Here is a 12,341-nt window from a genome sequence, read left to right on the forward strand (position 1 = left end):
CACCTGACCGGCCACCTGCTCGACCTCACGACGGCGGCGCCGACGTCGCCACAGTCCCGCGACGCCCGCGGCGGCCCCGGCGAGCACGACGGCGAGACCGGCGAGCCCGGGGACCGTCAGCAGGACGGCCACGCTCGTCCCGGCGATGGCCAGCGGCAGTGCGCCACCCACGGCTCGGTCGCGTGGCGGTCTGAGCCGGGTCGGGGGCCGCACCAGGAGCAGGACGGCCGCGACCGCCGCCGCGACCGCGATCTCGGTCATGCGCCGATCCGCGCGGCGAGGGCGTCAGCGCCCGGTCCGGGGCGGGTCCCGCCGGCGTCGTCGATGTCGAGGGCCGGCACCATGACCACCAGGCCGTCGGCGCCACGCTCGGGAACGGCCACCTGGCGCAGCCGCCGACGTCCGTCGGGACCGCGGGCCAGGTGGAGCACGGCGTGGACCGCCGAGGCGAGCTGGCTGTGCGCGGCCTCGCGACCCAGGCCCGCAGCGAGCGCGAGGGCCTCGACCCGGGCGGGGACGTCGACGGCCGAGTTGGCGTGGAGGGTCCCGCACCCGCCCTCGTGGCCGGTGTTGAGCGCGGCGAGCAGGTCGACCACCTCACCGCCGCGCACCTCGCCGACCACCAGACGGTCGGGGCGCATCCTCAGCGCCTGCCGGACCAGCGTGCGGACCTCCACGGCGCCCGCGCCCTCGAGGTTGGCCGGCCGCCCTTCGAGGGCGACCACGTGCGGATGGTCGGGACGCAGCTCGCTGGCGTCCTCCACCAGGACGATGCGCTCCTCGGGATCGACCCGGGACAGCAGGGCCGCGAGCAGCGCGGTCTTGCCCGACCCCGTGCCGCCACTGACCAGGAACGCGAGGCGGGACTCGACGATGGCCATCAGCACCCGGGCGCCGCCCGGCGTGAGCGTGCCGAGGTCGACCAGCTCGTCGAGGGTGAAGGTGCGCGGTCGCGGCACCCGCAGGGAGACGAGCGTGCCCGGGCGCGCGAGCGGCGCCAGCACCGCGTGCAGACGGGTGCCGTCGGGGAGCCGCAGGTCGACGTACGGCGTCGCGTCGTCGAGCCGCCGGCCACCGAGCGCGGCGAGCCGCTGCGCCAGCCGGCGCACCGCCTCCTCGTCGGGGAAGCGCACGTCGGTGAGCTCCAGGCCCGACCCGCGGTCGAGGTAGACCCGGTCGGGGCCGTTGACCAGGACATCGGTGACGTGCGGCGTGCGCAGCAGGGGCTCGAGCGGCCCGGCACCGACGACGTCGCGGCGCAGCGCCTCGTAGGCCTCGAGCACGGCGGCGTCGCCCACCGGGCGCCCGCTCTCACGCAGGGCCTGGGCGACCCGGTGGGGGGTGAGGTCCCCGGGGCTGCGCGCCAGCCGGTCGCGGACGGCCTCGAGATCCTCGCCGCGGGGGCCGGTCACGCGGCGGCCGCCCGCATCAGCATCACCTGGTCGAGCACCTCGCCCGCGGCCCGACCCAGCGCCCCGCGGCGCGAGCGCACGGGGCCCAGACCCAGGTCGATCGCCTCGTCGAGGCCACGCTGGTCGGGCATGGTGGCCAGCACCGGGATGCCGGTGGCCCGGGCGACCGACCGGGCGTCGACGCCCGACCCGCGCAGGACGAGCCGGACGCTGGTGCGGTCGGGGTGGCGGGCGCACGTCCGCGCGGCCGACGCCACCCCCGCCACGGTGGGGACGACGACCACCAGCAGGCGGTCGCAGCGCGCGGCGACCTCGTCGACCAAGGGGTCGACGGTGCGGGGGAGGTCGACGACGACCAGGTCGTGTCCGCGCCGGGCAGCGGAGAGCACCTCACGGACCGCGAAGGCCTGGAGGGTGGCCGGTCGACCGGCGTGCCACGTGAGCGCGCCGAGATCCTCACGGCGCGGCAGGGCCTCGCGGAGCGCGCGGGCGCTGAGCCGCCCGGTGGTGTGGCACAGGCCGTCCCACCGGACACCGTGCCGGCCCTCGAGACCGAGGACCCGGTCGACGCCCGGACCGAGCGGATCGGCGTCGATCACCAGCGCGCGCCCACGCCGGGCGCCGATCTGCCCGAGCGCACAGGCGAAGGTCGTGGCGCCCGCTCCGCCGCTGCCACCGAGCACCCCGACCACCAGGCCCTCGGCCGGCGTGGTGTCGCCGAGGTCGGTGAGCAGCTCGGTCAGCCAGCCCTCCGAGCGTCCGACCTGGGTCACGCTCTCGGCGCCGATCTCCACGGCCACCCGGAACATCTCGTCGGGGACCGCCCCCCACGACAGCACGTAGACCTGGCCCCGGCGAGGCGGGCTGATGCGGGCCAGGTCCTCGGCCATGTCGACGCCCAGCAGCACCACCGGCGCCCGCGCCCACCCCCGCAGTGCCGTGCCGCCGTCGGTCGCGACGTCCGGTGTGACGCCGGCGGCGGCCGCGAGGCGGAGCAGCTCGTCGAGCAGGGACTGGTCGCGGGTGATGAGCAGCGGTGCGGTCATGCAGCGATGGTTCCCGCGGACGCGACGGTGGCCCCGGGCTCGGCCGGCGCCTGTGGACAACGTCGCCGGACACGGCTCCTGTGGAGGGCGGCTGGCGCGGTCCCGCCTACGATTGCCGCATGGCGACCCGGTCCACCGCGGCCTTCTTCGACCTCGACAAGACGATCATCGCCAAGTCGAGCACGTTGGCCTTCAGCAAGCCCTTCCAGGCGGGTGGGCTGATCTCGCGGCGCGCGGTGCTGCGCTCGGCGTACGCCCAGTTCGTCTACCTGGTCGGCGGCGCCGACCACGACCAGATGGAGAAGATGCGGCAGTTCATGTCGCAGCTGTGCGCGGGCTGGGACGTCGCCACGGTCCGCGAGATCGTCGCGGACACGCTGCACAACATCGTCGACCCGCTCGTGTACGACGAGGCGGTCAGCCTGATCGAGGAGCACCACCTCGCCGGCCGCGACGTGGTCGTCGTGTCCGCGTCCGGAGCCGAGGTGGTGGAGCCGATCGCCGAGATGCTCGGCGCCGATCGCGTCATCGCCACGCGCATGGAGATCGAGGACGGCCGCTACACCGGCGGCATCGAGTACTACGCGTACGCCGAGGAGAAGGCGCGAGCGATCGAGGAGCTGGCTGCCGCCGAGGGCTACGACCTGGCCACCAGCTACGGCTACAGCGACTCGGTCACCGATGTCCCGATGCTCGAGGCCGTCGGCCACGCGCACGCGGTCAACCCCGACAAGGAGCTGCGCAAGGTCGCCGCCGAGCGCGGCTGGCCGGTGCTGGTGTTCACCAAGCCGGTCGCGCTGCGCTCGCGGGTGCCCTTGCCGCCCGCGAAGCCCACGCTGGCCGCGCTCGCCGTCGGTGGGGTCGTCGCCGCCGGCGGCGTGTGGTGGGCGAACGTGCGCAAGCGCCGGCCCAGCGCCTGACGACCCACGACATCCACCTGACCTCGATGAGGGCAGGGCAACCTCAGATGGACACGGAAGTCAAGCCTCGAAGGTCCTTGAACACACACGAGATGAGGCGTAGACACGGAGTCAGAACTCCACAGAGCAGCACGTGATCCGGGTACCCACGCGGCGATCTACCCTTCCTACAGGGCGCGTGTCGGTCGGGACCTTCCCGCGACAGCAGTCAGATGTTGCACGCCTGGTAACCATCGGATTCACGTGTCAGCGACGGCACCCGGACCAATCACTGTGAACCGCCGGGTGCCGTTCGCATGCTCGGGCGAGACGGTCGTTGGGCTCGACCCTGTGTCCGCGGGCGTTGTCCGTTCAATTGCTGGGAAAAGCACCGGTTACCGCGCAGTAACCGGTGCGTAAGTCAGCAATTGAACCCCAGCAACGCCGGAGGAACATCCCCGACAGCAAGGGGCGCCTACTCAGCAGCCAGCCGCAGCGGGCTCGCCTCGGCGCCGGCGGAGTAGGCCTCGGCGGCGTAGAGCAACCAGGAGTGCACGCCGGCCTGGCCGCCGGCGGCGTAGCCGCGCAGGTTCGACTCGTACGCCGCGCGCAGCGCGAGGTGACCGGCCTCGGGCACCACGAGCGACTTCTCGTCGACGCCCCGCGCGACCAGCACGAGCCGCTCGGCAGCCCGCGCCACGATGCCGTTGTGCGACGGGAAGGGCGCCGCGGTGGCCAGCTCGGCGTGCACGACCGCCGCGACGAGCAGCGCGGGGGCGGCCGTCGGGACCGTCAGCAGCTCACCGATCCCACGCAGCCGGGCGGCCGCGGCCTCGTCGCGGGGACGGCCCCGCGAGTCGGCGGGCAACGTGGCGGAGGCGAGCGCGTGGATGCGGGCGAGGGCCTGGAGCGGTGTGCGGTTCAGCGACGGCGCCAGGGACAGCAGCTCCGTCGACACCCGCACCGCGTCGGCGGCGATCTCGTCGACGTCCCCCGCGCGCACGTCGGCGAGGGTGGCGGAGGACCCCTCGAGCACCGCGCTCGCGTGGGCGCCGCGCAGCAGGCTCTCGGCGGTCGTCTCGGGCGACGTACGCCGCAGGCCACGGTCGCGCAGCATCACGTCGATGCCGTCGCGGGTGCCGGCGTACGCCGACGGCACGCCTTCGAGGGACGCCAGGCGCGACAAGGGGTCTGAGCTCACGAGATCCCACAGTATCTGCGAGTACGGTGGCCTCGATGAGCGACCAGCCCGCCTCCTCCCCCGCGCTGCCCTCCTCGGGCGCCGCCGCCCTGTCCTTCGGCGACGTCGCGGCCGCCTACGACCGGGCCCGCCCGTCCTATCCCCGCGAAGCCGCCGCCTGGTTGGCCGGCGACCAGCCCGCCACGGTCCTCGAGCTCGGCGCCGGGACCGGCAAGCTCACCGCCGGCCTCGTCGACCTGGGCCACGACGTCCATGCGACCGACCCCGACGGGCAGATGCTCCAGGTGCTCCGCGAGCGGCTCCCCGACGTCCGCACCTCGGTCGCGAGCGCCGAGGACCTGCCGGTCGGAGACGCGTCGTACGACGTCGTCGTGGTCGCCCAGGCGTTCCACTGGTTCGACCACGACCGTGCGCTGCCCGAGATCGCCCGCGTGCTCAAGCCCGGCGGCCGGCTGGCGCTGGTGTGGAACGCCCGCGACGTGCGGATCCCCTGGGTGCGGCGGTTCGGCGAGCTGATCGGCAACCAGGAGAACCTCGCCTCCGTCGCGCCTCTGGAGACCAGCGAGCTGTACGGCGAGGTCGACTCCGCCACGTTCCGCCACTGGCAGGTCGTCGACCGCGAGTCGATCGCCGACCTGGCCCGCTCGCGCTCCAACATCGCCACGCTCGACGAGGAGGCGCGGGCCGCCAAGATCGCGGAGGTCGTGGCCTTCTACGACGACTACGGGCGCGGCATGGACGGCATGCAGCTGCCCTACGTCGCTCACTGCTTCCGCAGCACCGTGGCGGAGCGCACCGCAGAGCAGTCGTCCGACAGCGGACCGGCGACGCCCACGGTCACCGACGGCTCCGACACCGACATGCTGCTCATCGACTTCCGCTGACCATGCCTCGCCCCTGGCGCCGACGGCATCTCGGGACCGAGGCCGACCGTGCGACCTTCCGCACGCTGCACAGCGCGTCCCTCGCCTCGCCCGCCCTGCGCGAGGGGCTCACCACCGCCAGCGCGGAGCGCAGCATCCGGCACCTCCACGACCTGCTCGGCAGTCCCGCCCTCGCGCTCACCGACACGGCCTCCGCGCTGGCCTGGCACGGCAGCGGTCAGCACCACGTCGAGCAGTGCCCGGCCCTGGCCGCGGCGACGGTCGAGCGCGGCAGCACGCGGATGTTCGACCGCGACGACCTGCCCTGCGACCAGCCCGGGTGCGAGATCCGCACCGCGATCGTCAGCCCCCTCGTGGTCGAGGAGCGGGTGGTCGGCACCCTCCAGGTCTTCGCGGCCTACCCGACCGCCGGCCTGGCCCGCGCGGCCGACGAGGTCGCCCAGTGGGTCAGCGCCCAGCTGGAGCTCGCCGAGCTCGACGCCTCCCGCACCCGCCTGATGGAGGCCGAGGTGCGCGCGCTGCGCGCCCAGATCAGCCCTCACTTCATCTACAACTCCCTCGGCGCGATCGCGAGCTTCGTGCGCACCGACCCCGACCGGGCCCGCGAGCTGCTGCTGGAGTTCGCCGACTTCACCCGCTACTCCTTCCGCCGGCACGGCGAGTACACGACGCTCGCCGAGGAGCTGCGCTCGATCGAGCGCTACCTGCTGCTCGAGCAGGCGCGGTTCGGCGACCGGCTGCAGGTGACGCTGCGGATCGCGCCCGAGGTGCTGCCGGTCGCCGTACCCTTCCTCTGCATCCAGCCGCTCGTCGAGAACGCCGTCCGGCACGGCCTCGAGTCGGCGGAGGGCGGCGGCCACATCCGGATCGTGGCTCGCGACCAGGGTCAGGAGTGCGTGATCGAGGTGGAGGACGACGGCGTGGGCGAGGACCCCGACGTCGTACGCCGGGCGCTGGCCGGCGACACGTCCCTCGACTCGACCGGGCTCGGCAACGTCGACGGACGGCTGCGCAACGCGTTCGGCGACGACTTCGGCCTGGTCGTCGAGACTGCGCCCGGCGCGGGCACGAAGGTCGTCGTCCGGGTCCCCAAGTTCGCCCCGGGAGTCCATCCATGAGCACGCACCGGAAGCTGCGCGCCCTGGTCGTGGACGACGAACGGCCCGCCCTCGACGAGCTGCGCTACCTCCTCGAGCGCGACGAGCGGGTCGGCGAGGTGCTCACCACCGACGCCGCGACCGACGCCCTGCGCATCCTGCGCGAGAACGACGTCGACGTGGCGTTCCTCGACATCCAGATGCCCGGCCTCACCGGCCTCGAGCTCGCCCAGGTGCTGGGCCGCTTCCGGGTGCCGCCGCGGATCGTGTTCGTCACCGCTCACGAGGGCCACGCCGTCGAGGCGTTCGACGTGCACGCGGTCGACTACGTGCTCAAGCCGGTGCGCGCCGACCGCCTGGCCGAGGCCGTTCGCCGGGTCGTCGCGGGGTCCGACCAGCCCACCGCCGGCGACGATCCCCAGGTGGCGGTCGAGCGCGGCGGCGTGACCCGCTTCCTCAACCGCTCCGACATCACGCACGTCGAGGCGCACGGGGACTACGCCCGCCTGCACACCGCCGAGGGGTCCCACCTGGTCCGCACGCCGCTGACCACCCTCGAGGAGGAGTGGGCCGGCGCCGGGTTCGTGCGCATCCACCGCTCGCTGCTGGTCTCGCTCGCCCACGTCCGCGAGGTGCGCATGGACGCCGGCCGCTGCGCCGTGGTCGTCGGTGACCCTCCCGTCGAGCTCGGCGTCAGTCGGCGGCACACCCGCGAGCTGCGCGAGCTGCTGCTCCAGAGCCGGACCCGCCGGCCGTGAGCGACCAGGGGCCGGCTCCGGAGCGGGTGCGGGTGAGCGGGCCCCCGCGCCGACGTACGCCGACCGCGCGGACTGCGGACATCGACGACGAGACCCGGCTCGGCGGCATGTACATGGGCTCGCTGCTGCGCGAGCAGCTGCGGCTGGCGCTGGGCATCCTCACGGTCCTCGGCCTCACGGTGGGGCTGCTGCCGCTGGCCTTCCACCTCGTCCCGGAGCTCTCCGGCACCGAGGTGCTCGGCGTACCCCTCGCCTGGGTCCTGCTCGGGGTGCTGGTCTATCCGTGGCTGCTGGTCCTCGGCTGGGTCTACGTCCGCCGGGCCGAGCGCAACGAGCACGACTTCGCCGAGCTGGTGACGGAAGTCGAGAGATGACCGCGCCATGAACCTCGACGCGGCACCCGGCATCGTCGCCGTCACGCTGGTGACGATCGCGACGCTGGCCATCGGCACCTGGGGCCTGCGGCTCTCGCGCACCACGAGCGACTTCTTCGTCGCCTCGCGCTCGGTGCGGCCCCGGCTCAACGCCAGCGCGATCGGCGGGGAGTACCTCTCGGCCGCCTCGTTCCTCGGGGTGGCCGGGCTCGTCCTGACCTTCGGGGCCGACATGCTCTGGTACCCGGTCGGTTGGACCGCCGGCTACCTGGTGCTGCTGGTGCTGGTGGCCGCTCCGCTGCGCCGCTCGGGCGCCTACACGCTGCCGGACTTCGCCGAGGCGCGGCTGGGCTCGCGGGCGGTGCGCTCGGTGTGCTCGCTGCTGGTGGTCGCGGTGGGGTGGCTCTACCTGCTGCCGCAGTTCCAGGGCGCGGGCATCACGCTCCGCTCGACGCTCGGGGCGCCGACCTGGGTCGGGCCGGTGATCGTCGGCCTCGTCGTGCTGGCCAACGTCACCTCCGGCGGCATGCGCAGCATCACGTTCGTCCAGGCCTTCCAGTACTGGCTCAAGCTCACCGCGCTGCTGGTCCCCGGCACGGTGCTCGTCGCCGTGTGGGCCGACGACTCGACGCCGTTCGCGTCCGGGTCGGACGGATGGTCGGTGCCGATCGCCGCCGGCGGCGGGGAGGGCCTCTACGTCACCTACTCGCTGATCATCGCGACGTTCCTCGGCACGATGGGCCTGCCCCACGTCGTGGTGCGCTTCTACACCAACCCCGATGGCCGCGCGGCCCGGCGTACGACGCTCGTCGTGCTGGCGCTGCTGGGGGTGTTCTACCTGCTGCCGCCGCTGTACGGCGCGCTCGGCCGCGTCTACGCCCCCGAGCTGGCCGGCACCCGGCGCTCCGACGCGCTCGTCCTCGAGCTGCCGCGGATCATGCTCGACGGACCCGTGGGCGAGCTGCTCACCGGCCTCGTCACCGCCGGCGCGTTCGCGGCGTTCCTCTCGACCTCGTCGGGCCTCTCGATCGCGGTGGCCGGCGTGCTCAGCCAGGACGTCACCGGGCGACCGTGGGCCGGCCGGCGGCTCGGGGGCGTCTCGGCGTTCCGTCTCGGCGCGGTGGTCGCGGTGACGGTGCCCTGCGTGGTGGCGCTGGCGGTGCCCAACCTCGGCGTCGCCCGGGCGGTCGGGCTGGCGTTCGCGATGGCCGCCTCGACGTTCTGTCCCCTGCTGCTGCTGGGCATCTGGTGGCGCCGGCTCACCCCGACCGGCGCGATCGCGGGACTGCTCGCAGGCGGTGTCGGCTGCAGCGTGGCGATCGTGTGGACCCTCGTGGTCTCGCGGCCCGACGGCTGGGTCGACACGCTGATGGGACAGCCCGCCGCCTGGAGCTTCCCGCTCGCCATCACCACGATGGTCGTCGTCTCGCTGCTCACCGCCGCGCGCATCCCCGCCCACACCGGCCGGTTCCTCGTCCGGCTGCACACCCCCGAGGTTCTCGACCTCGACCGCGGTTGAACGAGGAATCAGCTGAACAAGACGGGCGAACGCGAGCGGCGTCCGGTCTCGCCCGCCCGCGCCCGCCGTACAGCCGCCGTCAACTCGTCCTCACGGCCTCACGGCCACGGAGCGGCGTCGCTGTAACGCCGTGTTACCGACGGTTCCCACGGTGCTGCACCATGGGGGGAGGAGGGGGTAACAGGGCGTTACAGCTACGCCGAGCGCCGGGCGGCCAGCTGTTCCCGGGCGCGGGCGACGACGAGGTCGACGACGTGCGGGTGGGGACCGATGACGTCGGCGACGACCGAGGCGCCGGCGGCGAGCGACTCCGAGCGGCAGCGGGTGGCGAAGAACCCCTCGGCGAGCAGGTACGGCGAGACCGCGTCGCCGGGCCGGACCACCTCGGAGGGGCGGGACCCGAGCCCCCCCAGCGTCGCGATGCGCACCGGCCCTCCCCAGGCGGCCGCGAGCAGGTCGCGCGCGTGCTCGAGGTCGCGGGTGGCGAGCGGGTCGCGCGACCCGGCCGCCACCATCACCAGGGGCGACCCAGGACGCGCTGCGGCGGAGACCAACCGCGAGACCTGGGCCGCCGCCAGCAGCGGATCGGGGCCGAGCGCGCGGCCGGCCACCGCGGCGAGGTCCTCGCGCACGTGGTGGCCGGTGGAGAGCAGCAGCGGGACCACCACCGAGGGCTCGGCAGACGGGAGCACTGCGGACAGCAGCGGCGACGCCAGCTCGACGAAGGCCGCGACACCGGGCACGCCCAACCGTGCGGCAGCCGCCGCGGTGATCGAGCGCGCCACCTCGTTCCCGGCAGGCAGCCGGGTCCCGTGCGCGACCGTCACCAGCCTCACGAGGAGACCGCCAGCCGGTAGCCCCGCTTGACGACCGTCTGCACCGCGCGCGTGCCGAGCGCCGCACGCAACCGCGCGACCGCCATCTCGACCGCGTGCTCCGACCCGGCCGTCCCCGACGGCAGCATCGCGAGCAGCGCCGGCCGCGAGACCACGTTGCCCGGGTTCGCGACCAGCGCGTTGAGCACGGCCGCGGGCGCGGGTGAGAGCTTGACCTCGGCACCGTCGAGCAGGACGTCCTCGCCGTGCAGCAGCAGCTGGCGCCCGCCGACCAGCTCGACCACCAGCCCGGACCGGCGCGAGGGCAGCTCGGTCTCGAGCTGCTTGACCATCGCGCCGAGCCGCGACCGGTCGGGGTAGATCGTCGGCACGCCCCACATCTCGAACGCGGCCGCGGTCACCGGGCCGACGCAGGAGGCGACCACGTCTGCCTGGAACGCGGAGACCAGCTCGTCGCGCCGCCCGGTCGACCCTGCGGCCTCCATCAGCGCCGCGACCGCGGGCGCGGAGGTGAACGTCACCGCGTCGAGCGACCGGTCGGCGACCAGGTCGACGAGCTTGAACATCGGCTCCGGATCCTCGGCCGACGCCACCCGATAGACCGTGACGGTGGTGACGTCCGCCCCCTGCCGCCGGAGCGCGTGCGCGACCATCGACAGCGACTGGCCGTGCTCCTGCACGACGATCCGCATGCCGGCGAGAGACCGGCCGCGCAGGTGCTCGAGCACGTCCTCGAAGCACTCCGACTGCGGCGCCCACAGCTCGCGCAGACCCCGGCCGCGCAGTGCGCCGACACTCTTCGGCCCCCGGGCCAGGATCTCGGCGGACCCCAACGCCCCCAGCAGGTCGGGCAGCATCCCCCACCTCTCGGCCGCGTCGAACCAGGTGCGCATGCCGATGCCGGTGGTCGCCAGGAACATGTCGACCGGCGCGGCCAGCACCTCCGCGGTGGCCGCGCGCAGCTGGTCGTCGTCGACGTGGTTGGGCTCCAGTGACAGCGCGGGCGCCCACTCCACGGTGGCGCCGCGCCGTTCCAGCAAGCCGATCTGCTCCTCGACCTTCCGGGCGGCGGTCACGCCGATCCGGAAGCCCGCGAGCGGAAGGCCGTCGGTCATCGGAGGGGTCCTAGGTCTCGCGGGGCCCGCCCACGAGCACCATGCCGTCGGCGACCCGGACGTCGTACGTCGGGACCCGGACCGCCGCGTCGTCGAGGCACTGTCCGGTGCGCAGGTCGAAGGCCTGCTTGTGCATCGGCGACGCGACGTACGGGATCTCGCCACGCGTTCCGACGATCCCCCGGGCCAGCACCGAGGCACGAGAACAAGGGTCGTAGTTGGACATCGCATAGACGTTTCCGTCGTGTGTCCGGAAGATTGCGACCGCGGCGCCGTCGACGAGGGCCACGACTCCGCCCTCGACCTCGATCCGGTCGAGGGCGCAGACAAGGGTGTGCGTCGCAGGATCGGTCGAGGTGCTCATCGCGGTGCCCCCACCGGGATCGTCGTCCCGAGCGAGACCGGGCCGGACGACTCCGCCGGCACCGCCTGCTCCCGTTCGGCGCGGAAGCTGATGTGCGGGTCAGGTGTGTCCGGGGCGTTCACGAACGAGACGAACCGGGCGAGCTTCTCTGGGTCGTCGATCGTCGCCTTCCACTCGTCGAAGTAGGAGTCGACGTGGCGGGCCATCGCGGCCTCGAGCTCCGAGCCGAGGCCGAGCGCGTCGTCGACGACGATCTCGCGGACCCGGTCGAGCCCGCCGTCGAGCGAGTCGATCCAGGGCGCGGTCCGCTGGAGCCGGTCGGCGGTGCGGACGTAGTACATGAGGAACCGGTCGAGGTAGCGGATCAGCGTCTCCCGGTCCAGATCCCCGGCGAGCAGGCGGGCGTGAGCAGGCGTGGCGCCGCCGTTGCCGCCGACGTAGAGGTTCCAGCCCTTCTCGGTCGCGATCACCCCGAAGTCCTTGGCCCGCGCCTCGGCGCACTCGCGAGCGCAGCCGCTGACCCCGCCCTTGAGCTTGTGCGGCGAGCGCAGCCCGCGGTAGCGAAGCTCCAGGTCGATGGCGAGCTGGACGGAGTCCTGGACGCCGTACCGGCACCAGGTCGAGCCCACGCACGACTTCACCGTGCGCAGCGACTTGCCGTAGGCGTGGCCGGACTCGAAGCCGGCATCCACCAGGCGTCGCCAGATGAGCGGCAGCTGCTCCATCCGAGCACCGAACAGGTCGATGCGCTGGCCGCCGGTGATCTTCGTGTACAGCCCGAACTCCTGCGCCACCTGGCCGATCACGATCAGCTTCTCGGGAGTGATCTCGCCGCC

13 protein-coding genes and 1 pseudogene are annotated in these 12,341 nt (G+C 73.7%); 6 read left to right on the top strand and 8 right to left on the bottom strand.

The window, feature by feature from the left end; all coding sequences use genetic code 11:
- The 3 genes from Q0L15_RS03605 to ssd form a co-directional block, all read right to left on the bottom strand.
- A partial coding sequence (locus Q0L15_RS03605; RefSeq protein ID WP_296602308.1) for a hypothetical protein occupies positions 1-261 on the bottom strand: 261 nt, incomplete at its 3' end.
- On the bottom strand, positions 258-1,412 hold the full coding sequence (locus Q0L15_RS03610; protein ID WP_296602310.1) for a TadA family conjugal transfer-associated ATPase: 1,155 nt from the start codon (positions 1,410-1,412) through the stop codon (positions 258-260). The genes Q0L15_RS03605 and Q0L15_RS03610, both read right to left, overlap by 4 nt.
- Positions 1,409-2,458 (bottom strand): septum site-determining protein Ssd, encoded by a 1,050-nt coding sequence (ssd, locus tag Q0L15_RS03615; RefSeq protein ID WP_296602312.1) that lies wholly within the window; start codon positions 2,456-2,458, stop codon positions 1,409-1,411. The genes Q0L15_RS03610 and ssd overlap by 4 nt, the downstream gene beginning before the upstream one ends.
- A 119-nt stretch (positions 2,459-2,577) precedes the next feature.
- Between ssd and Q0L15_RS03620 the strand changes: the two genes are divergently transcribed.
- On the top strand, positions 2,578-3,378 hold the full coding sequence (locus Q0L15_RS03620; RefSeq protein ID WP_296602313.1) for an HAD family phosphatase: 801 nt from the start codon (positions 2,578-2,580) through the stop codon (positions 3,376-3,378).
- Positions 3,379-3,832: 454 nt separating this feature from the next.
- Here the strand turns inward: Q0L15_RS03620 and Q0L15_RS03625 are convergent, their stop codons facing one another.
- Positions 3,833-4,558, bottom strand: a complete 726-nt coding sequence (locus tag Q0L15_RS03625; RefSeq protein WP_296602315.1) for an oxidoreductase — start codon at positions 4,556-4,558, stop codon at positions 3,833-3,835.
- A 35-nt stretch (positions 4,559-4,593) separates the two neighbouring features.
- Here Q0L15_RS03625 and Q0L15_RS03630 point away from each other — a divergent pair, with 35 nt between their 5' ends.
- The 5 genes from Q0L15_RS03630 to Q0L15_RS03650 are packed head-to-tail and all read left to right on the top strand — an operon-like array spanning position 4,594 to position 9,190.
- The gene (locus Q0L15_RS03630; protein ID WP_296602317.1) at positions 4,594-5,442 is read left to right on the top strand and encodes a class I SAM-dependent methyltransferase; all 849 of its coding nucleotides are present in this window, start codon (positions 4,594-4,596) and stop codon (positions 5,440-5,442) included.
- Positions 5,443-5,444: 2 nt separating this feature from the next.
- Positions 5,445-6,560: a histidine kinase gene (locus Q0L15_RS03635; RefSeq protein WP_296602319.1), complete on the top strand. Its 1,116-nt coding sequence runs from the start codon at positions 5,445-5,447 to the stop codon at positions 6,558-6,560.
- Positions 6,557-7,297: a LytTR family DNA-binding domain-containing protein gene (locus Q0L15_RS03640; protein ID WP_296602320.1), complete on the top strand. Its 741-nt coding sequence runs from the start codon at positions 6,557-6,559 to the stop codon at positions 7,295-7,297. Before Q0L15_RS03635 ends, Q0L15_RS03640 begins: the two co-directional genes overlap by 4 nt.
- Entirely contained in the window at positions 7,294-7,671 is a 378-nt protein-coding gene (locus Q0L15_RS03645; protein ID WP_296602321.1) for a hypothetical protein, read from the top strand. The genes Q0L15_RS03640 and Q0L15_RS03645 overlap by 4 nt, the downstream gene beginning before the upstream one ends.
- Positions 7,672-7,678: 7 nt before the next feature.
- On the top strand, positions 7,679-9,190 hold the full coding sequence (locus Q0L15_RS03650; protein ID WP_296602323.1) for a cation acetate symporter: 1,512 nt from the start codon (positions 7,679-7,681) through the stop codon (positions 9,188-9,190).
- 194 nt (positions 9,191-9,384) lie between these two features.
- Here the strand turns inward: Q0L15_RS03650 and Q0L15_RS03655 are convergent, their stop codons facing one another.
- The 4 genes and pseudogenes from Q0L15_RS03655 to Q0L15_RS03670 all read right to left on the bottom strand — a co-directional run.
- Positions 9,385-10,026: a sirohydrochlorin chelatase gene (locus tag Q0L15_RS03655; RefSeq protein ID WP_296602324.1), complete on the bottom strand. Its 642-nt coding sequence runs from the start codon at positions 10,024-10,026 to the stop codon at positions 9,385-9,387.
- Entirely contained in the window at positions 10,023-11,141 is a 1,119-nt protein-coding gene (locus Q0L15_RS03660; protein ID WP_296602325.1) for a uroporphyrinogen-III synthase, read from the bottom strand. The genes Q0L15_RS03655 and Q0L15_RS03660 overlap by 4 nt, the downstream gene beginning before the upstream one ends.
- Positions 11,142-11,151: 10 nt before the next feature.
- Positions 11,152-11,505 (bottom strand): nitrite reductase small subunit NirD, encoded by a 354-nt coding sequence (gene nirD / locus Q0L15_RS03665; protein WP_296602326.1) that lies wholly within the window; start codon positions 11,503-11,505, stop codon positions 11,152-11,154.
- Positions 11,502-12,341, bottom strand: a pseudogene (locus Q0L15_RS03670) (nitrite reductase (NAD(P)H)); the annotation flags it as partial. The pseudogene Q0L15_RS03670 and the gene nirD, both read right to left, overlap by 4 nt.

The sequence above is a fragment of the Nocardioides sp. genome (assembly GCF_024509035.1).
GTDB lineage: Bacteria > Actinomycetota > Actinomycetes > Propionibacteriales > Nocardioidaceae > Nocardioides.